We start from the raw sequence: 17,528 nt of genomic DNA, 5'->3' as shown, positions 1-17,528 counted from the left end.
GCGCGCGTCGACACCGAAAAGGTCGCACCCAGGCGGAAAACCGCAGCTAGAGGTGCTCAATCACGAGAGTGGGGCGCAGTGGGGGGAGCTACCTGCCAACCGGCCGCGCAGGCGCAAATCCGGCGTGTCGGGCCTCATGGCGAAACGCCAGGAGGCAAACCCCAAGAAGAAGAAAAGGGGCAGCTCCCCACGAATGTGCGGAAACTACCCCTTGACCGACGAGACGATCACTCGTCGAAGCGCCTGCGGAACCTGTCCTCCATGCGATTGGTGAACGAACCACCCGAGCCCTTGGACTTCTTCTGCCGTGGCCCACCGGGTTCCGAACCCGAACGATCCTTGCCACCTGCGACCCGCGGTCCGGTGATCGCGTACACGACACCGCCGAACATGATCACGAATCCCACCACGGACAGAATCGGCAAGCCGCCGATCCACGTCGCCCGAAATGCGATGCCGGACACCAGCATGGCCAGGCCGATCACGAACAGTGAGGCACCCTGCAGCCGGCGCCTCGCCGAAGGGGCGCGCAGATTGCCACCACGCACGCTCGACGCGAATTTGGGGTCCTCGGCATAGAGAGCGCTCTCGATCTGGTCGAGCATGCGCTGCTCATGATCGGAGAGTGGCATCCGTGCCTCCCTTTGGCCGCGTCCGTCACGATTGTCAAAACCGTCGTGTGCGCTCGGTGTACGAGCAACTAACACTAATGATACGAGGTCGATCTGAGCCGTACCACCTAGTTCAATGCCCGATTGTACGACGTTGGCCACACGTGCCGAGCCGCCATGCCACTGACGAGAGCGTGACCGGATAATGGCATCGACTCCGCACTCAGACCGCGAGGGGCACCAAGAGTTGTCGACGTTTCTCATCGAGCTGTCGCAAGGCGACATGAACAGGCGCCTCGGCGACGCTCTGGCCGTCTACGTCGACGCCATGCGGTACCCGCGCGGTACGGAAGAGCAACGCGCGACGATGTGGCTGGAACACTCCCGCCGACGCGGCTGGAAGGCCGTCGCCGCCGTCGACGCGCCCCACGCCGACGCCGACATGACCGACGCACCCATGCTCGGGGTCGCCTACGGCTACTGCGGTGCACCCGATCAGTGGTGGCAACAACAGGTGATCATCGGCCTGAAGCGCGGCGGATCCGACAACTCGCACATCGCTGAGCTGATGACCAGCTACTTCGAGCTCACCGAGCTGCACATTCGTCCGGACGCCCAGGGCCACGGGCTCGGCGAAGCCCTGGCCCGACGGCTGCTCGCCGGACGCGGGGAGCCGTACGTGTTGCTATCCACCCCGGAGATCAACGGTGAGTCCAACCGAGCATGGCGGCTGTACCGCAGGCTCGGCTTCACCGACGTGATCCGCGGCTACCACTTCGCGGGCGACCCTCGGCCGTTCGCCATTCTCGGCCGGTCACTGCCGCTGTAGGGCGAGGTATCTGGCACGATGACCGGGTGCCCGACCGCCGGAGCCGAACCCACGGCCGCACGCCACACCGCACGCGGGTGCTGGCCATGCTCCTGCTGCTGGCGATCGTCCCCATGGCGGTGGGCTGCGTGCGGGTGCGCGCATCGCTGACGGTCTCGCCCGACGATCGGGTGTCCGGCCAGATCATCGCGGCAGCCAAACCGCGCAACGGTGACGACAAGGGCCCTCAGCTCCTGAACACGCTGCCGTTCAGTCAGAAGGTGTCCGTCTCGAACTACGAACGCGACGACTTCGTCGGCACGCAGGCGGTGTTCTCCGACCTCACCTTCTCCGAACTCCCTCAGCTGGCCAACATGAACCGCGACGCGGCAGGCGTCGACATCTCCCTGCGGCGCGCCGGTGACCTGGTGATCCTCGATGGCCGTGCCGACCTGACGTCGCTGAACGACCCGGACGCCGACGTATCGCTGAGCGTGTCGTTCCCAGGCGAGGTGACGTCGACCAACGGCGACCAGATCTCCTCGGACGTCGTCGAATGGAAGCTTCGGCCCGGCGTGGTCAGCACCATGAGCGCCCAGGCGCGCTTCACCGATCCGAGTGCGCGCTCGTTCACCGGCGCCGCGCTCTGGCTCGGCTTTGCGGCGTTCGTGGTGGCGGCCATCATCGGCGGGATCGCGTGGATGAGTAGGGACCGCAGCCCCGTGCTGGCCGATCCGTCCGAACCGCCGCGCTGACCCACCTGCGCACGGAGTTGCTCCGAACGGCTCGGCACGCTCTAGTCTGATTGCACTCCCGGGGTAAGGAAAGGGGCGCCCGCTGAGCGTGGAAGCCGCGGCACCGTCAGCCGTCGAACTGGCGGGCGCCGTCACTGATCAATTGCGTGACTATCTCCGCGAGCGTCGGCGCGGTGCCGAATACATCGGTGCCGATTACGCCGAGCTGACTGCTTCGCTGGAGGAATTCGTGCTGCGCGGGGGCAAACGGCTGCGACCCGCGTTCGCGTACTGGGGCTGGCGCGCGGTGTCCGCCGACGACACGGCAGGCCCCGACGTGCTGCGACTGTTCGCCGCGCTCGAACTGCTGCACGCCTGCGCACTGGTGCACGACGACGTCATCGACGACTCGGCGACGCGACGCGGGCTGCCCACCGTGCACAGGCTGTTCGCAGACCGACATCGCGAGCGCAACTGGCACGGGTCACCCAACCAGTTCGGCCTTTCCGCGGCCATCCTGCTCGGCGACCTGTCGCTGGTGTGGGCCGACGACATCGTCGCCACCGTCGATCTGCCGCTCGACGCGCACCGCCGCGTGCAGCGCGTCTGGGCCGACATCCGGACCGAGGTGCTCGGTGGTCAGTACCTCGACATCGCCGCCGAGGCCAGCGGCGCGGAGTCGGTGGCGTCGGCGATGACCGTCAACACCTACAAGACGGCTTCGTACACGATCTTGCGGCCGCTGCAGCTCGGCGCGGCCGCCGCTGCCGACCGGCCGGACGTGCAGGCGGCGTTCCACGAACTCGGCACCGACCTCGGGGTGGCCTTCCAGCTTCGCGACGACGTGCTCGGAGTCTTCGGTGACCCGGCGGTCACCGGCAAGCCGTCCGGTGACGACCTGCGGTCGGGTAAGCGGACCGTCCTGCTGGCCGAGGCCGTCGAGCGCGCCGACAAGAGCGATCCGGCGGCCGCGAAGCTGTTGCGCACCTCGGTCGGCACGGTGCTGACCGACGCGCAGGTCCAGGAGCTGTGCCAGGTGATCGAATCGGTCGGGGCTCTTGCCGCGGTGGAGGAGCACATCGACATGCTCACCCGACGCGCGCTGGACGTGCTGGCCGCCATGCCGATCGACGTGCACGCCAAGGCAGGCCTCGCCGAACTCGCCGGACGGGCGTCAAACCGGTCCGCCTGAGGAGCATGACTACCCCGACGTCGACGCGCGCCCCGAGATCCGGGTTGGCGTCCGGCATTTCACGCCTGGCAGCCTTCGCGACGTCACAGGAGGCCCGGCCTGCCCTATTCGGCTTGGCGGGTGCCTCGCTGATCACCCTCGGCGGTCTCGGCGCGGGCAGCACCCGACTGCACGACCCGCTGCTCGAGTCTTTGCACCTGTCCTGGCTGCGGTTCGGCCACGGTCTGGTGGTGTCGTCGGTGCTTCTGTGGGGCGGCGTTGCGGTGATGCTGGTGTCGTGGCTGTGGCTGGGACGGCGGGTGGTGGACCGCACTTCGACCGAGTACACGATGGTTGCGACGACGGGTTTCTGGCTGGCGCCGTTGCTTTTCAGCGTGCCGGTGTTCAGCCGAGACGCCTACTCCTATCTGGCGCAGGGCGCGCTGCTTCGCGACGGCCTCGACCCCTATGTCGTCGGGCCGATAGACAACCCGAACTCGTTGCTGGACAACGTGAGTCCGATCTGGACCACGACCACGGCACCGTACGGTCCCGCGTTCATCCTGGTCGCCAAGTTCGTCACCCTGGTGGTCGGCAACGACGTCGTCTCGGGAACCATGCTGCTCCGGCTGTGCATGCTGCCAGGCCTGGTGATGCTGATCTGGGCCGCACCAAGGGTGGCCCGTCACGTCGGCGCCAACGGCGCTGCGGCGCTGTGGATCTGCGTGCTCAACCCGCTGGTGATCATCCACCTGATGGGCGGCGTGCACAACGAGATGCTGATGGTCGGGTTGATGATGGCGGGCATCGCGCTGACCTTCGCCAACCATCCGGCATGGGGCGTCAGCCTGATCGCCATCGCGGTCGCCGTAAAGGCCACCGCAGGAATCGCGTTGCCGTTCCTGGTGTGGGTCTGGATGCGCCAGTTGCGACAGCGCAGGAGTCTCGGATCGGTGCCCGCCTTCGCGACGGCGACGGCAGGCTCGGCGGGCATCTTCGTCGTGGTGTTCGCCGTGCTGTCGTGGCTGGCCGGCGTCGGGCTCGGCTGGCTCACCGCGCTGGCCGGTTCGGTGAAGATCATCAACTGGTTGACCGTGCCGACTGCGGCCGCGAACCTCATCAACGTCGTCGGCGGGCTGCTCCTTCCTGTCAACTTCTACGCCGTTCTGGACGTCACCCGCATCATCGGCATCGCGATCATCGCCATCTCACTTCCCTTGCTGTGGTGGAGGTTTCGCCACGACGACCGCGAGGCGCTGGCAGGCATCGCGCTGGCGTTGCTCGTCGTCGTGCTGTTCGTCCCAGCGGCGTTGCCCTGGTACTACACGTGGCCGCTTGCGGTGCTCTCCGCGCTGGCGCAGAGTCGGTCGGCCATCGCGGTGATCGCCGGTTTCTCCACGTGGATCATGGTGATCTTCAAGCCCGACGGCTCACACGGCATGTACTCCTGGTTGCACGTACTGCTGGCCACGACGTGCGCCGGGCTGGCCTGGTACTCACTGTCCAGGGCGCCCGAAACGCCGGAGCCTGCTGCGGAACAACAGGCCCTCAGTAGCCCATAGACGGCGAGCCGTCAATAGCCCATAGCCTGCGCGCGGCGCACCACTTCGCGGGCCTGATGGGAAGACAGCGCGTCGACGGGACGTCCGTTGGGCTGCGGTTCTGCGCCCCCATCGCGGCTGATCGTCAACGACGGGTCCGGGGTGAACAGCCAGCGCACGATCTCGGTCGGGTTGTATCCGCCGTCGTGCAACACCACCAACAATCCGGGCAGCGATTTGACCAAGTGTCCGGCGTCGTCGAAGAACGCCTTCGGCACGACGGTGATGCCGTCGCGGCGCACAGCGATCAGGTGTCGTTCACGCAGGCGCTGGTGCACCTTCGTGACCGGGATGCCCAGCAGGGACGCCACAGTGGGTAGGTCGTAGACGGCTTCGTCGGGGTCAAGAACGTCCTCGGCGGCCGGAATGGTGCTCACGGTGCGAGTCTAGGATGCTGGCGTGGAGACCAGCCAGCGATCGGACCCGCTTGTCGGCGCCGTTCTGGACGGCCGCTACCGCGTAGACGCGATGATCGCGACCGGCGGCATGTCCACCGTGTACCGCGGCCTCGACATCCGGCTCGACCGGCCGGTCGCTCTGAAGGTGATGGATTCCCGCTACGCGCAGGACCAACAGTTCCTCACGCGGTTCCAGCGCGAGGCGCGCGCGGTCGCCAGGCTGAAGGATCCCGGCCTGGTATCGGTCTATGACCAGGGCTTCGACGCTCACCACCCGTTTCTCGTCATGGAACTCGTCGAGGGCGGCACGCTGCGCGAGCTCCTGCACGAACGCGGCCCGATGCCGCCGCACGCCGTCGCCGCAGTCTTGGCGCCGGTGCTCAGCGGGCTCGCGGTGGCCCACCGCGCGGGTCTGGTGCACCGTGACGTGAAGCCGGAGAACGTGCTGATCTCCGACGACGGCGACGTCAAGATCGCCGATTTCGGTCTGGTTCGCGCCGTCGCCGAGGCGAAGATCACATCGACCAGCGTCATCCTCGGCACCGCGGCCTACCTGTCACCCGAACAGGTGGGCACCGGCGATGCGGGCCCGCGCAGCGACGTGTACGGCGTCGGCGTGCTTGCCTACGAACTGCTCACCGGCGACACGCCGTTCAAGGGCGACAGCGCATTGTCGGTGGCATACCAGCGGATGGACAACGACGTGCCACCGCCGAGTACGGCGATCGCAGGCGTCCCAACGCAATTCGACGAACTGGTGCTGTGCGCGACGGCGCGCAACCCGGCCGACCGCTACGCCGACGCGCAGGACATGGGCGCCGAACTCACGACGATCGTCGAGGAGCTCGGGCTTCCGCCCTTCCGGGTGCCCGCGCCGCGCAACTCGGCCCAGCACGCGTCGGCCGCGGCTCAACACGTCAGCGTGCACGCCGAACGGACCACCGAGGCCACCGCGCAGCCGCCACGCCAGCACACCCGCGAGTTCACCCGTGGACCGGAGGACTGGCCGCACGATCCGGATCGGTTCGCGGGCATCGAGATCGACGAGTTCGAGTGGGCCAGACAGCGCGCAAGGCGGGCGACCCTGTTCTGGGTGATCGCCGTCCTGACGCTGGCCGGGCTCGTCGCCGTCGGCGCGTGGACGCTCGGCAGCAATCTGGACGGGTTGTTCTAAACCGTCTTGGGAAGGCCGTCGTCGTTCAGCGGCTCCCACGGACTCTCGATCATCCGGTACGTGGTCATGATCCGCCGCTGATCCCAAAGTGGCTCGGTGTCCCGGAGGTACGGCTCGCGCCAGGCCGCCCGCATGCTCGCCTCGAAATCCGCGCGGTCGGCCCAGTGCTCGTAGAGCAATATGTGAGCGGGATCCGCGTCATCGCGGTGAAGCCAAAAGCGCAGCATCCCACGCTCTTCGACGCAGGCCGGGCCATAGGTGTCCAGCATCAAGCGCAGCCATTCATCCACCCGCTCGGGCTTCAGCCGGAACTCAGCGGTGACGACGATCGCTTCGCTCATGGATCAGTCCCGCAGCATCTCCGCGACGAGGAAGGCCAACTCGAGGCTCTGCTGGGTGTTCAGGCGTGGGTCGCACGCGGTCTCGTAGCGGCCAGCCAGGTCGGAGTCCGAAATGTCCTGTGCCCCACCGAGACACTCGGTGACGTTCTCGCCGGTGATCTCGACGTGGATGCCGCCGGGGTGGGTGCCCAGCGCGCGGTGCACCTCGAAGAAGCCCTGCACCTCGTCGACGATCCGGTCGAAATGCCGGGTCTTGTAGCCCGTTGACGACTCGTGGGTGTTGCCGTGCATCGGGTCGCACTGCCAGATCACCTGGTGGCCGGTGGCCTGCACCTTCTCGATGATCGGCGGCAGCAAGTCGCGCACCTTGCCGTTGCCCATCCGGCTGACCAGCGTCAGGCGACCGGGCTGGTTGTGCGGATCGAGCCGTTCGACGTACTCGACGGCCAGTTCCGGCGTCATGTTCGGCCCGATCTTGACGCCGATCGGGTTGGCGATCACCTCGGCGAACGCGATGTGGGCGCCGTCGAGCTGGCGGGTGCGGTCCCCGATCCAGACGTAGTGCGCGGACAAGTCGTACAGACGCGCCTCGGGGGCCTCGGACGGGTACTCGTCGGACAGCCGCAACATCGCGCGTTCGTAGTCGAGCACCAGCGCCTCGTGGCTGGCGTAGATCTCGGCGGTCTGCAGGTTGCGGTCGTTGACCCCGCACGCCGTCATGAACTTCAGCCCACGATCGATCTCGGCGGCCAGCGCCTCGTACCGGGCACCCGCGGGTGAAGTCCTGACGAACTCACGGTTCCAGTCGTGCACCGAATGCAGCGACGCCAGCCCCGACGACGTCAGCGCCCGCACCAGGTTCATCGCGGCGCTGGCGTTGGCGTAGGCCCGCACCAGACGCGACGCGTCGTGATCGCGGACCGAGGCGTCCGGCGCGAAGCCGTTGATCATGTCGCCGCGGTAGGACTTCAGCCCGAGCGCGTCGAGATCGGCCGAGCGCGGCTTGGCGTACTGCCCCGCAATGCGAGCCACCTTGACGACGGGCATGCTGGCGCCGTAGGTCAGCACGACCGCCATCTGCAGCAGCGTGCGAATGTTGGCGCGGATGTGCGGCTCGGTGTTGTCGACGAAGGTTTCGGCGCAGTCGCCGCCCTGCAGCAGGAATGCCTCACCACGCGCGACGTCGGCAAGCAGCCCCTTGAGCCGCTCGATCTCCGACGGCACGGTCACCGGCGGGACGCTCTCCAGCACGGTCCGCATCGCCTTGGCCTGATCGGCCGGCCAGTTGGGCTGCTGCGCGGCCGGCTTCGCCAGCGCGGCGTCGAGCCTCGTCCGCAGGCTGTCGGTCAGCGGCGGCAAGTCCGGCAGCTGGTCGATGGGTACGTCGACGGTCCAGTTCACCCGTCTATGGTAACTGGACGAAAGAGCCGGTTTCGCCAGCCATACCAGCAGCTCAGGCGCGTGCGGCCCAGGCCCCGTCGTCTCCGTCTTCGTCAGAGCGGCCGCCCGTCATCACCTGGAACCGGAGCAGATTGTGCTTGGCGTCGACGAGCGCGTCATGCGCGTCGCGCGGTCGCGGTGGCATCCGCGGGGAGCCCCGCTCCTCCCAGAACTGGCGCAATTCCCTGGTGAACCGCGGGATCGCGGGCGGCAGGTCGGTCATCGGGCCCCACAGCTGGCACATCACCACGTGGTCGTAAGCGGCGACCCATGCCCACAGCTCGATCGTGTCGTCCCCGTCGACACCGAAGAAGTCCTCGAGGTCCGCGCGAATCTGACTGCGCGACCGCCACAGCTTCGACGACGGTGACGGCAGCTTCGGGAGCACGTGCTTGCGCACCCACTGGCCAGCCCGCTCCGGGTCGAATTCCGTTGAGATGGCGTAGTACTCGCGGCCGTCCTCGGCGGCCACGCCGATCGAGATCAGCTCGATGGTGCGGCCATTGTCGATGAACTCGGTGTCGTAGAAGTAGCGCATGGTCAGGTCGCGTCCACACTCGCGGTGACCGGCGCGGGTGCCGGGTGGATCTCACGGTCCAGCTGCGCGTTGACCTCGCTGTCGTCGGGGAAGTGCGGCTCCCCCGCGACCACGTGCTGCAGCCACAGCTTGGCCTGGACGACGGGGCGGCGCAGTCGTCGCTCCCGTTCCAGCGCGCGGTGCATCCTTCTGGGGCGGTCGGCGTAGCGCCACCGCGCCCAAGGCGCGTGCGGGCGCGACAGCCGGACGGCTCCGATGATCAGCAGTGGTGTGATGAACATCCCGACGAGCCCGGTCCACACCTTGCCCTTGAGCAGCACGATCACCGCGAGCAACAGGGTCAGCACCGCGACCCCCACCACGGCGGAGCGCGCCAGCAGGGTGTCGTCGGCCCTCCAGATGTCGATGTCGAAGAACGACAGCGGATTGAGTCCCATGATCAGCAGGCCGGCCACCGCCACCGCAGCGAAGACGGCATCCACCGAGGTCCTGCCGTCCTCGGACCAGTAGACGTCCTGAAGGTGCAGGATCAACGCGAACTCGTCAAGCACCAGGGCCGCGCCGATCCCGAAGAAGATTGCTGCCGCGGTGAATTCGGGCACACCCCCGTCGACCGCGAGGGTCACCATGGTCACGCCGGAGATCATCACGAGGATCACGCCGACCACCACGTGGTGGATGTGCATGCCGCCTGCGCCATCCGAAACCGAGATGTTGCGGGGTTGCCACCACTTGGGCGGAGTGGTGCGGTCGGCGTTGTGACGGATGTAACGGACGATCGTCCTGGTCACCAGGAACGTCAGCAGAAACGCGATCAGGCACCACATCAGCGGCAGTCGGCCAGGCGGGATCGCCAAGGCGAACCTCAGGTCGAATTTCGGATCGAGCACGGGCAAAACTTACGCCGACCTGCGCGCGTCACGCACCGGATGGTGTCCGACTCGCCGTGGCGCACCGATAGGCTGTCCGGCGAGATGAGTATTTTCCAGGCCCCCGGCAGGGCCCATCTTTGGCCGACCATCGGCTGGCGGCTGTTCCAACTACTGACGCTGGCCGCACTGGCGTGGGCGACCTGGCGCTTGCTGTTCGACGCGCCGTACCGCATCGACATCGATGTCTACCGGATGGGCGGGCGCGCCTGGCTCGACGGCACCCCGCTCTACAGCGACGGCACCATGTTCCACACCCGCGCCGGTCTGGACCTTCCGTTCACCTATCCCCCGCTGGCCGCAGTCGTGTTCGCGCCGTTCGCATGGCTGTCGCTGTCCGGCGCTGGCGTCACCATCACGGTGATCACCCTGCTGCTGCTGGTCGTCTCGACCTGGATCGTGCTGACCCGGTTGCAGGTCTTGGAACGCGCGGCGTTCGCCCAAGGGCCTGCCTGGCTGCGACGTGGCTGGCTGGCGGTGGCGATCGTCGCCCCTGCCGTGGTCTATCTGGAGCCGATCCAGGCGAACTTCGACTTCGGCCAGATCAACGTCGTACTGATGACGCTGGTGATCGCCGACTGCGTGCCACGCCGGACACCGTGGCCGCGCGGACTGCTGCTCGGCGTGGCGATCGCGCTGAAGCTCACCCCAGCGGTCTTCCTTCTCTACTTCCTTCTGCGCAGGGACACCCGAGCCCTGATCGTCGCGGCGGCGTCCGCAGTGGCGGCCACACTGGTCGGGGGCGTGTTGGCGTGGCAGGACTCCTTCCAGTACTGGACCCGGACCGTGCACGACACCGACCGGATCGGCACCGCGACGCTGAACACCAACCAGAACATCGCAGGCACGCTGGCGCGCTTTGGCCTCGCCGACACCCCGCGGTTCGTGGTGTGGGTCGTCGCGAGCTTCGCGGTGCTGGCGCTCGTGGTGTGGGCGGCCAATCGGGTGCTCAAGGCGACGGGGCCCGAAGGCTCGGATGCACGGGCCGGCGAGGCGGCCGTCCTGGCCCTGGTGTGCGTCGCCATGTTCGGATTGATCGTCTCGCCGGTGTCGTGGTCGCACCACTGGGTGTGGACGCTGCCGACGATCCTGGTGACCACCGTGGTGGCCTACCGGCACCGCAACATCGCGCTGGCGGCGGTCACGGCTGCGGGCATGGCATTGCTGATCTGGACGCCGATCACGCTGATGCCCAAGCACCACGAGACGTCCGCGTCGTTGTTGCGCCAGCTGGCAGGCGATTCCTACCTGTGGTGGGCGATCGTCGTGATCGTGATGATCGGTTCAGTGGCCGGTGCCATCACCGGGCCTGCGCATCAGACGAGGAGGGCTGCCCGCGACGCAGCCCCGGTCGTTGCGGCGAACTAACCCGCCGCAGTGGTCGGGAAACGGGCGGCCGGCTTGCCGTCGTTCGGGCCGTCCTCGCTGTCCTTGACGTCGGCCGCGTACAGGTCGACGTACTCCTGGCCGGACAGCTGCATCAGCTCGTAGACGACCTCGTCGATCACGGCACGCTCGATGAACCGGTTGCCTGCCAGACCCTCGAACCGGCTGAAGTCCATGGGCTTGCCCAACCTGACCTCGACACGACCGAACCGCCACATCTTGGTGCCGGGCGGGTTGACGACGTCGGTGCCGACCATCGCGACGGGGATGACCGGAACGCCGGTCTCCAGCGCGAGTCGGGCCAGCCCCGTCTTGCCCTTGTACAACCGGCCGTCGGGCGAGCGGGTGCCCTCCGGGTACATGCCGAGCACCTTGCCCTGGCTCAGCACGCGCTCGGCCGTGACAAGCGCGGCCTGCGCGGAATCGGCGTCGGTGCGGTCGATCGGCACCTGACCCGCTGCGGTGTAGAACCAGCGGCTGAACCAGCCCTTGATGCCGGTGCCGGTGAAGTACTCGGCCTTGGCAAGGTAGGTGATCCGCCGCCTCACCACCAGACACAGGTAGAAGCTGTCGGCGACGGCGAGGTGGTTACTGGCCAGGATGACTGGACCGGAGTCCGGAACGTATTCCAGCCCTACAACTTTCGGGCGACCCAACAGCGAAAGCAGGGGTCCCATGAAGATGTACTTGAACAGCCAATACCACATCGAACCTCCCGCGTCGGGCGCCCGGACGGTGCCCTGCGACAACTTTACCCACGCTCCGTGGCTGCGACCACGTAGACCGCGGTCCTGGGTGCGCGAGTCACTCCTCGACGGTCACCGGGATGTGCTGATATCGGCCGGGCCCTGCGGGCGGCGGCTCGTCGGGTGGACCGTCCGGCGTGCTGGGCGGCTCGGGCGTCTCGGAGGCACCGGCACTGTCGGCCATTGCTCTGACGACCGCCAACAGCGCGACGCTGTGCTCGGCGATCACGCTCAGCATCGGGTGCTGCTCGCCGTTCACCAGCGCCGCCAGCGCACACACCGGGCACCACACCTGTTGGCACTTGCCATCGCCACCGGCCGATAGCCGCGCCGCTGCGAGGCGTACCGCCGGGTCGAGCTGGTCCAGGATGGTCTGCGCCAATTGTCGCAATTCCGGACCAATGTCAGAGTGAGACCCACTCACGCCGGCCACACCTCCGGATCTGGTCGAAAACGTACCGTCAGCTCGCTGCCACGCAGCTGGGCGTCCACCACGATGCATCGCCGCAGCACGGACGCCAACCGAACCCGCCGCCGCATGCCTCCGGCGCCGATGATCAAGTCATCGTCGACCCGGCCCAGCGTCAGCGCGCCGGAATCGACCTGCGGCAACTCTAGCTGCAACCGATAGATCGCATCGAGCCCGGAGCCCGATTCGCGGTCGACGACGGGTCGCAGCGGCCCTGGCGGCGGCGAGCCGTCCCTGCTGCGGGCGCTGTCCAACAGCTCGCCAAGCGCCTTCGGCCCGATCGGCTCACCCGGCAGGTGCGGCACCAGCACGAGCTTGACGTCGCCGATGGCGGTGTCGAGCTCGTCGAGTACCGCCCGCTGTTCGGAGATGCGCTCGGTGTACCAGTCGAATGCCGGGTGTTCTGGCAGGTTGCGGTACTCGTATGAATCGTCCTGCATCAGAATTTGATTCACGATGAGCTCGTCGACGGACACGCCCATCAAAGCCAACGAGCCGAGGGTGCGCACCGCTTCGGCGGCCACCACCCGCTCCGGGGTGAGCACCAGGTGCGCGCGGACGCGCGATCCGTCCACCAGCAGGGATCCGAGTCGCTCCGTTGCCGCGCTGATCCGCTCCAGCAACTCGACCGCGCCGGTGGACCGGGCGTCCTGCGCCGCCAGCGACAGCCTGCGGTGCCTGGGCCAGGCGCGCTCCAGGTAGAGGCCGAACGTGGCGGGCAGGGTCAGCATGCGCATCGCGTCGGCCGTCGATGCGCAGTCGACGACCACGTGATCCCACCGGCCCGAGTCGGCGAGGTCGGCCACCTCGTTCAGGCCGAGCACCTCTTGAATCCCCGGGAATGCCGAAAGCTCCTCTGGTGCAACGTTTCCCAAGTCGGATTCGGGGAACCTGGCGGCCAGGACGCCTGCCACCTCACGCCAGCGGACTTCCAACAGCGCCAGGGTGTCCAGAGCCAGCGCATCGAGGAATCCGCCACCCGCGCCGACGTCCAGGTCGGCCAGCACGCGGGTCGGAAGTGGCTCGCCGGTCGGCGTCACCGTCGCGCCGAGCACGTCACCCGTGGAGTGCGCCTGATCGGTCGACACGATCAGCACCCGCTCGCCGGCGCGCGCGTCGCGCACGGCGGTAGCGGTCGCCAACGTGGACTTGCCTACCCCGCCCTTGCCGACGAAGAGACTGATCCGTACGGCGGCGGCCGGGTCGGGATCAGTTGCGATCACTCAGCCTCGACTCGTTTCTTGAGATCCTTCAACGCGGTATCGGTGAGCCTGCGCTCGGCCTTGCGCTTGAGCAGACCGATCATCGGGATGATCAGGTCGACCGACAGCTCGTAGGTGACATCCGTACCAGAACCCTTGGGCGACAAGCGATACGATCCATCCAACGCCCTCAACAGGGAGCTCGATACCAGCGACCAGGTGACCGACTTGCGGTCCGCGGGCCAGACGTAGGCCAGCACCATGGTGTCCTTGAGCACCGCGGCGTCGAGCAGCAGTCGCGCCGTGCGCGGGTAGCCCGCGTCGTCGACGTCGAGGACCTCGGTCTCCTTGTACTCCTTGACCCAGTCCGGGTACGTCCCGATGTCGGCGATGACGTCCATCACGGTCGCCGGGTCGGCATCGATGTAGATCGTCTGCGCAGTCTTGTCCGCCACGTGTTCTCTTCCCGGGTCGCTCGGTGCGCTGGAGGGCAGATCCGCGCCCTTCAGCACAAAAATGTACCCGCAACCGTCAATCCCCGACGGGTGGTCACGCCAGCCGGGAGACCCCGACCGGGCGGGTTTCCTCCAGTTTGCGTTTCACCTCGAAGGCCATGTTCTTGCCAGCCACCCGGCGCCTGTGGTTCGCCTTGGCCAGGTCCATCCTGGACAGCTCCCATGCCGTCGCACCCGAAGGCTCGGCGTGCAGGAAGTAGTGCAGGACGACGCCGTCGAGGACGGGCTCCAGCCACACCTCCATGGTCCCGGTCAACGCGCCGGTCACCGTCCAGCGGTGCCCGATCGGACCGCGGTCCTCGACCACCGTCAGCCGAAGGTCCGGCCACCACCGCCGCCAGTTCGCGGGGTCGGCAACCGCAGCGCCGACCTCGACCGGGTCGGCGCAGACGAAGGTCTCGTCCGCGATCTGGATGCTGTTCATCGCAGAACAGCTTCACACACGAGAGGCCGTCGGTGTGACTAGGCCGCCGACTAGGCTATTCGCAGGCAATGCCGCTACCACTGCTGAGAGGCAACGACCGTGCTCGAGTTCAGTGTTCCCGCTTCGTTCACCGTCGGCGACAACGACACCGTCGTCAGCTCCGTGTTCGACCACGAGCGCGACGATCCCAACCACGTGATCATTCAACGGCTGATCAACGGGACATGGTCGAACGTCACCAGCGCCCAGGTGGCCGCGCAGGTCCGATCGACCGCCTTGGGTCTGATCGCCGAAGGCGTCCAACCCGGTGACCGCGTCGCGATACTGTCCGCGACCCGCTACGAGTGGCCGATCATCGACTTCGCGATCCTGTCCATCGGCGCGGTCACCGTCCCGATCTACGAAACCTCCTCGGCCGAGCAGATCAGCTTCGTGCTCTCCGACTCCGGTGCCGTCGTGGCGTTCGCCGAGACCGACGGGCACGCCGACAAGATCGAAGAGCTCAAGGGCGACCTACCGGAGCTGCGCAAGATCCTCCGGATCGATGGAATCGGTCCGGCCGCACTCGAGGAGCTGGCCGACGCAGGCGCGGCCACCGACCCGGCCGAGCTGACGGCCCGGCTCTCGGCCATCAAGTCGGTCGACGTCGCGACGCTCGTCTACACGTCGGGTACCACCGGTAGGCCCAAGGGCTGCCAGCTGACCCATTCGAACCTGCTCTACGAGATGCGCGGCGCAAAGGCCTGCTTCCCTGCACTGCTGGACAAGGGCGAGAAGCTGCTGGTGTTCCTCCCCCTGGCCCACGTCCTTGCCCGCGCCATCACCATCTCGGCGTTCAGCAACAACGTGACGCTGGGATTCACCAGCGACGTGAAGAACCTGGTGCCCACGCTTGGGGTGTTCAAGCCATCGCTGGTGGTCTCGGTGCCCCGGGTGTTCGAGAAGGTCTACAACACCGCCGAGCAGAACGCCCGCAACGACGGAAAGGGCCGGATCTTCGAGATCGCGGCGGCCACGGCGATCGAGTGGAGCCAGGCTCAGGACACCGGCGGCGCGGGCCTGCTGCTCAAGGCCAAGCACGCGGTGTTCGACAAGCTGGTCTACGGCAAGCTGCGCGCCGCGCTCGGCGGCAACTGCCGCGCGGCCATCTCCGGCGGCGCCCCGCTCGGCGCACGCCTCGGGCACTTCTACCGGGGTGTCGGCCTGACCATCTACGAGGGCTACGGGCTGACCGAGACCAGTGCCGCCATCACCGTGAACCGGGTCGACGGCCTCAAGGTCGGTTCGGTTGGAAAGTTGTTGGGCGGCAACAGCATGCGGATCAATGACGACGGCGAACTTCTGGTCCGCGGCGGCGTGGTGTTCGGCGGCTACTGGCACAACCAGACCGAGACCGACGCCGTGTTCTCCGATGGTTGGTTCCACACGGGTGATCTCGGGGCGATCGACGACAACGGCTTCCTGACCATCGTCGGCCGCAAGAAGGAGATCATCGTCACGGCCGGCGGCAAGAACGTGGCCCCGGCTCTGCTCGAGGACCGGCTGCGCGCACACCCGTTGATCAGCCAGGCCTTGGTCGTCGGGGACGCGCAGCCGTTCATCGCGGCGCTCATCACCATCGACCCGGAGGCCTTCCCCGCGTGGAAGACCCGCAACGGCAAGGACGTGGGAGCTTCCGTCGGCGACCTGGCAGAGGACCCGGACCTGACGGCCGAGGTCGAGCTGGCCGTCAAGGAAGCCAACCAGGCGGTGTCGCATGCCGAGTCGATCCGCAAGTTCCGCATCCTGCCGGTCGACTTCACCGAGGACACCGGCGAACTCACCCCGACGCTGAAGGTCAAGCGCAAGGTCGTTGCGGAAAAGTTCGCGAGCGACATCGAGGCGCTCTACGGCAAGGGCTAACCGGTCAGTAGTTCACCGAGGCGCTGCGCCTTGGTGTGCCACTGCCAGTTCTCGACGACCCATCTTCGGCCTGCCGCGCCCATCTGCGTGGCCCGGTCGGGATCGGCAAGCAGGTCGCCGACCGCGACCGCGATGGCGCCGACGTCCCCACCGTCGACGACCAATCCCGTCTCGCCGTCGATCACCGACTCCGGTGCGCCACCGGACCGGCCTGCCACCACGGGCACGCCGGATGCCGACGCCTCGAGATAGACGATGCCGAGGCCCTCGACGTCCAGCCCCGCTCCCCTTGTCCGGCATGGCATCGCGAACACGTCGGCCATCGCATGGTGCGCGGGCAGCTCGTCGCCAGGCACACCGTCGGTGAACACCACGTGTTCTGCGACCCCGAACTGGTGCGCCAGCTGGTGCAGCATGGTGCGGTACGGCCCACCCCCGACGATCACCAGGGCGGCACCGTCGATCCTTTGCCGGATCGCGGGTAGTGCGCGGATCAGCATGTCCTGCCCCTTGCGCGGCACCAGGCGCGAAAGGCACACGATGACGGGCCGCTCGCCGAGCCGGTAGCGCGCCCGCAATTCGGCACGTGCGACGGAATCCGGTTCGAACCGATCCGTGTCGACGCCAGGCGACAGCCGTTCCAGAGCCGCTCGCGGCCCGAACGCCGAGGCGAACCTGTCGCGGGTGTACTGGCTGATGAACGTCACCACGTCGGTGTCGTTTCCGATGCGCCGCAACGCCGTTCGGGCTAGCGGCAACATCGACCAGCCCACCTCGTGTCCGTGCGTGCTGGCGATCACGCGGCTCGCCCCAGCGTCGCGGGCCAGCGGCGCCAGCAGGGCCAGCGGCGCGGCGGCGCCGAACCACACGGTGTCGACGTCGTGGCTGGCGATCAGCCGTCGCATCCGTATCGCCACCGACGGTTCGGGCACCATCAACGTCGTCGGATGACGCACCACCTCATAGCCGTCAGTGGCGGCCTCGAGGTCGAAGGCCTCGCATCCCTTCCACTTCGGTGCGTAGACCGTCAGCGTGTGCGTGCCCGTCTTGACCAGCCCGCCCACCAGGTTCTCAAGGTAGGACTGGATGCCGCCGGAACGCGGCGGAAAGTCATTGGTCACCAGCAGAACTGAAGTCAT

At 67.4% G+C, this 17,528-nt stretch carries 19 protein-coding genes; 7 read left to right on the top strand and 12 right to left on the bottom strand.

Annotated features, from left to right (window positions below; genetic code table 11):
- Positions 1-227: 227 nt before the first annotated feature.
- Positions 228-632 (bottom strand): DUF3040 domain-containing protein, encoded by a 405-nt coding sequence (locus tag HNP02_RS39385; RefSeq protein WP_184446086.1) that lies wholly within the window; start codon positions 630-632, stop codon positions 228-230.
- 226 nt (positions 633-858) lie between these two features.
- On the opposite strand from HNP02_RS39385, the gene HNP02_RS39380 reads away from it, so the two are divergent.
- From HNP02_RS39380 to HNP02_RS39365, 4 genes are all read left to right on the top strand, one after another.
- Positions 859-1,440, top strand: coding sequence for an N-acetyltransferase (locus HNP02_RS39380; RefSeq protein WP_184446119.1), 582 nt, complete (start codon positions 859-861; stop codon positions 1,438-1,440).
- 86 nt (positions 1,441-1,526) lie between these two features.
- Complete coding sequence (locus tag HNP02_RS39375; RefSeq protein ID WP_184446118.1) at positions 1,527-2,174, top strand: LppM family (lipo)protein; 648 nt, start codon at positions 1,527-1,529, stop codon at positions 2,172-2,174.
- A gap of 88 nt (positions 2,175-2,262) precedes the next feature.
- Positions 2,263-3,345, top strand: coding sequence for a bifunctional (2E,6E)-farnesyl/geranyl diphosphate synthase (idsA2, locus tag HNP02_RS39370; RefSeq protein WP_184446085.1), 1,083 nt, complete (start codon positions 2,263-2,265; stop codon positions 3,343-3,345).
- 5 nt (positions 3,346-3,350) lie between these two features.
- Positions 3,351-4,886 (top strand): alpha-(1->6)-mannopyranosyltransferase A, encoded by a 1,536-nt coding sequence (locus tag HNP02_RS39365; protein ID WP_184446084.1) that lies wholly within the window; start codon positions 3,351-3,353, stop codon positions 4,884-4,886.
- A gap of 11 nt (positions 4,887-4,897) precedes the next feature.
- On the opposite strand, the gene HNP02_RS39360 is transcribed toward HNP02_RS39365, so the two are convergent.
- A complete protein-coding gene (locus HNP02_RS39360) occupies positions 4,898-5,302 on the bottom strand; it encodes an Rv2175c family DNA-binding protein (RefSeq protein ID WP_184446083.1) in 405 nt (134 codons plus the stop codon).
- A gap of 22 nt (positions 5,303-5,324) precedes the next feature.
- Between HNP02_RS39360 and HNP02_RS39355 the strand changes: the two genes are divergently transcribed.
- Positions 5,325-6,497 carry a protein kinase gene (locus HNP02_RS39355; RefSeq protein ID WP_309241862.1) on the top strand — a complete coding sequence of 391 codons (1,173 nt, stop codon included), beginning with the start codon at positions 5,325-5,327 and terminating at the stop codon, positions 6,495-6,497.
- Here the strand turns inward: HNP02_RS39355 and HNP02_RS39350 are convergent.
- From HNP02_RS39350 to HNP02_RS39335, 4 genes are read right to left on the bottom strand one after another with little or no spacing between them, the layout of a single operon-like run.
- Entirely contained in the window at positions 6,494-6,838 is a 345-nt protein-coding gene (locus HNP02_RS39350; protein ID WP_184446082.1) for a putative quinol monooxygenase, read from the bottom strand. The genes HNP02_RS39355 and HNP02_RS39350 overlap by 4 nt on opposite strands.
- A gap of 3 nt (positions 6,839-6,841) precedes the next feature.
- Positions 6,842-8,239, bottom strand: coding sequence for a class II 3-deoxy-7-phosphoheptulonate synthase (locus HNP02_RS39345; protein WP_184446081.1), 1,398 nt, complete (start codon positions 8,237-8,239; stop codon positions 6,842-6,844).
- Positions 8,240-8,291: 52 nt separating this feature from the next.
- Positions 8,292-8,816 (bottom strand): polyadenylate-specific 3'-exoribonuclease AS, encoded by a 525-nt coding sequence (locus HNP02_RS39340; RefSeq protein ID WP_184446080.1) that lies wholly within the window; start codon positions 8,814-8,816, stop codon positions 8,292-8,294.
- Between the two features lie 2 nt (positions 8,817-8,818).
- Positions 8,819-9,643, bottom strand: a complete 825-nt coding sequence (locus HNP02_RS39335) for a hypothetical protein (protein ID WP_184446116.1) — start codon at positions 9,641-9,643, stop codon at positions 8,819-8,821.
- 147 nt (positions 9,644-9,790) lie between these two features.
- Here HNP02_RS39335 and HNP02_RS39330 point away from each other — a divergent pair, with 147 nt between their 5' ends.
- Entirely contained in the window at positions 9,791-11,113 is a 1,323-nt protein-coding gene (locus HNP02_RS39330; protein WP_184446079.1) for a glycosyltransferase 87 family protein, read from the top strand.
- On the opposite strand, the gene HNP02_RS39325 is transcribed toward HNP02_RS39330, so the two are convergent.
- From HNP02_RS39325 to HNP02_RS39305, 5 genes are all read right to left on the bottom strand, one after another.
- The gene (locus tag HNP02_RS39325; RefSeq protein ID WP_184446115.1) at positions 11,110-11,838 is read right to left on the bottom strand and encodes a 1-acyl-sn-glycerol-3-phosphate acyltransferase; all 729 of its coding nucleotides are present in this window, start codon (positions 11,836-11,838) and stop codon (positions 11,110-11,112) included. The genes HNP02_RS39330 and HNP02_RS39325 overlap by 4 nt on opposite strands.
- 97 nt (positions 11,839-11,935) lie before the next feature.
- Complete coding sequence (locus HNP02_RS39320; protein WP_184446078.1) at positions 11,936-12,301, bottom strand: hypothetical protein; 366 nt, start codon at positions 12,299-12,301, stop codon at positions 11,936-11,938.
- Positions 12,298-13,569, bottom strand: a complete 1,272-nt coding sequence (locus tag HNP02_RS39315; RefSeq protein WP_309241861.1) for an ArsA family ATPase — start codon at positions 13,567-13,569, stop codon at positions 12,298-12,300. The genes HNP02_RS39320 and HNP02_RS39315 overlap by 4 nt, the downstream gene beginning before the upstream one ends.
- Positions 13,566-14,003 (bottom strand): SRPBCC family protein, encoded by a 438-nt coding sequence (locus HNP02_RS39310; protein ID WP_184446077.1) that lies wholly within the window; start codon positions 14,001-14,003, stop codon positions 13,566-13,568. The genes HNP02_RS39315 and HNP02_RS39310 overlap by 4 nt, the downstream gene beginning before the upstream one ends.
- Before the next feature lie 94 nt (positions 14,004-14,097).
- On the bottom strand, positions 14,098-14,487 hold the full coding sequence (locus HNP02_RS39305) for a polyketide cyclase / dehydrase and lipid transport (protein ID WP_184446076.1): 390 nt from the start codon (positions 14,485-14,487) through the stop codon (positions 14,098-14,100).
- A gap of 99 nt (positions 14,488-14,586) precedes the next feature.
- Here HNP02_RS39305 and HNP02_RS39300 point away from each other — a divergent pair, with 99 nt between their 5' ends.
- Positions 14,587-16,389 carry a long-chain fatty acid--CoA ligase gene (locus HNP02_RS39300; protein ID WP_184446075.1) on the top strand — a complete coding sequence of 601 codons (1,803 nt, stop codon included), beginning with the start codon at positions 14,587-14,589 and terminating at the stop codon, positions 16,387-16,389.
- On the opposite strand, the gene HNP02_RS39295 is transcribed toward HNP02_RS39300, so the two are convergent.
- Positions 16,386-17,528, bottom strand: coding sequence for a glycosyltransferase family 4 protein (locus HNP02_RS39295; protein ID WP_184446074.1), 1,143 nt, complete (start codon positions 17,526-17,528; stop codon positions 16,386-16,388). The two genes, HNP02_RS39300 and HNP02_RS39295, sit on opposite strands and share 4 nt — an antisense overlap.

It is taken from the genome of Mycobacterium sp. AZCC_0083 (assembly GCF_014202335.1).
Taxonomy (GTDB): Bacteria; Actinomycetota; Actinomycetes; order Mycobacteriales; family Mycobacteriaceae; genus Mycobacterium.
The sequence above is the reverse complement of the archived record's forward strand: the minus strand, read 5'-3'. Positions and strand labels throughout refer to the sequence as shown.

Bases quoted from the DNA above. Each gene is read 5' to 3' on its own strand.
- HNP02_RS39385 (WP_184446086.1), bottom strand. From the start codon at position 632: ATGCCACTCTCCGATCATGAGCAGCGCATGCTCGACCAGATCGAGAGC.
- HNP02_RS39375 (WP_184446118.1), top strand. From the start codon at position 1,527: ATGCTCCTGCTGCTGGCGATCGTCCCCATGGCGGTGGGCTGCGTGCGG.
- HNP02_RS39365 (WP_184446084.1), top strand. From the start codon at position 3,351: ATGACTACCCCGACGTCGACGCGCGCCCCGAGATCCGGGTTGGCGTCC.
- HNP02_RS39350 (WP_184446082.1), bottom strand. From the start codon at position 6,838: ATGAGCGAAGCGATCGTCGTCACCGCTGAGTTCCGGCTGAAGCCCGAG.
- HNP02_RS39340 (WP_184446080.1), bottom strand. From the start codon at position 8,816: ATGCGCTACTTCTACGACACCGAGTTCATCGACAATGGCCGCACCATC.
- HNP02_RS39335 (WP_184446116.1), bottom strand. From the start codon at position 9,643: ATGTGGTGCCTGATCGCGTTTCTGCTGACGTTCCTGGTGACCAGGACG.
- HNP02_RS39330 (WP_184446079.1), top strand. From the start codon at position 9,791: ATGAGTATTTTCCAGGCCCCCGGCAGGGCCCATCTTTGGCCGACCATC.
- HNP02_RS39325 (WP_184446115.1), bottom strand. From the start codon at position 11,838: ATGTGGTATTGGCTGTTCAAGTACATCTTCATGGGACCCCTGCTTTCG.
- HNP02_RS39305 (WP_184446076.1), bottom strand. From the start codon at position 14,487: ATGAACAGCATCCAGATCGCGGACGAGACCTTCGTCTGCGCCGACCCG.
- HNP02_RS39295 (WP_184446074.1), bottom strand. From the start codon at position 17,528: ATGACTTCAGTTCTGCTGGTGACCAATGACTTTCCGCCGCGTTCCGGC.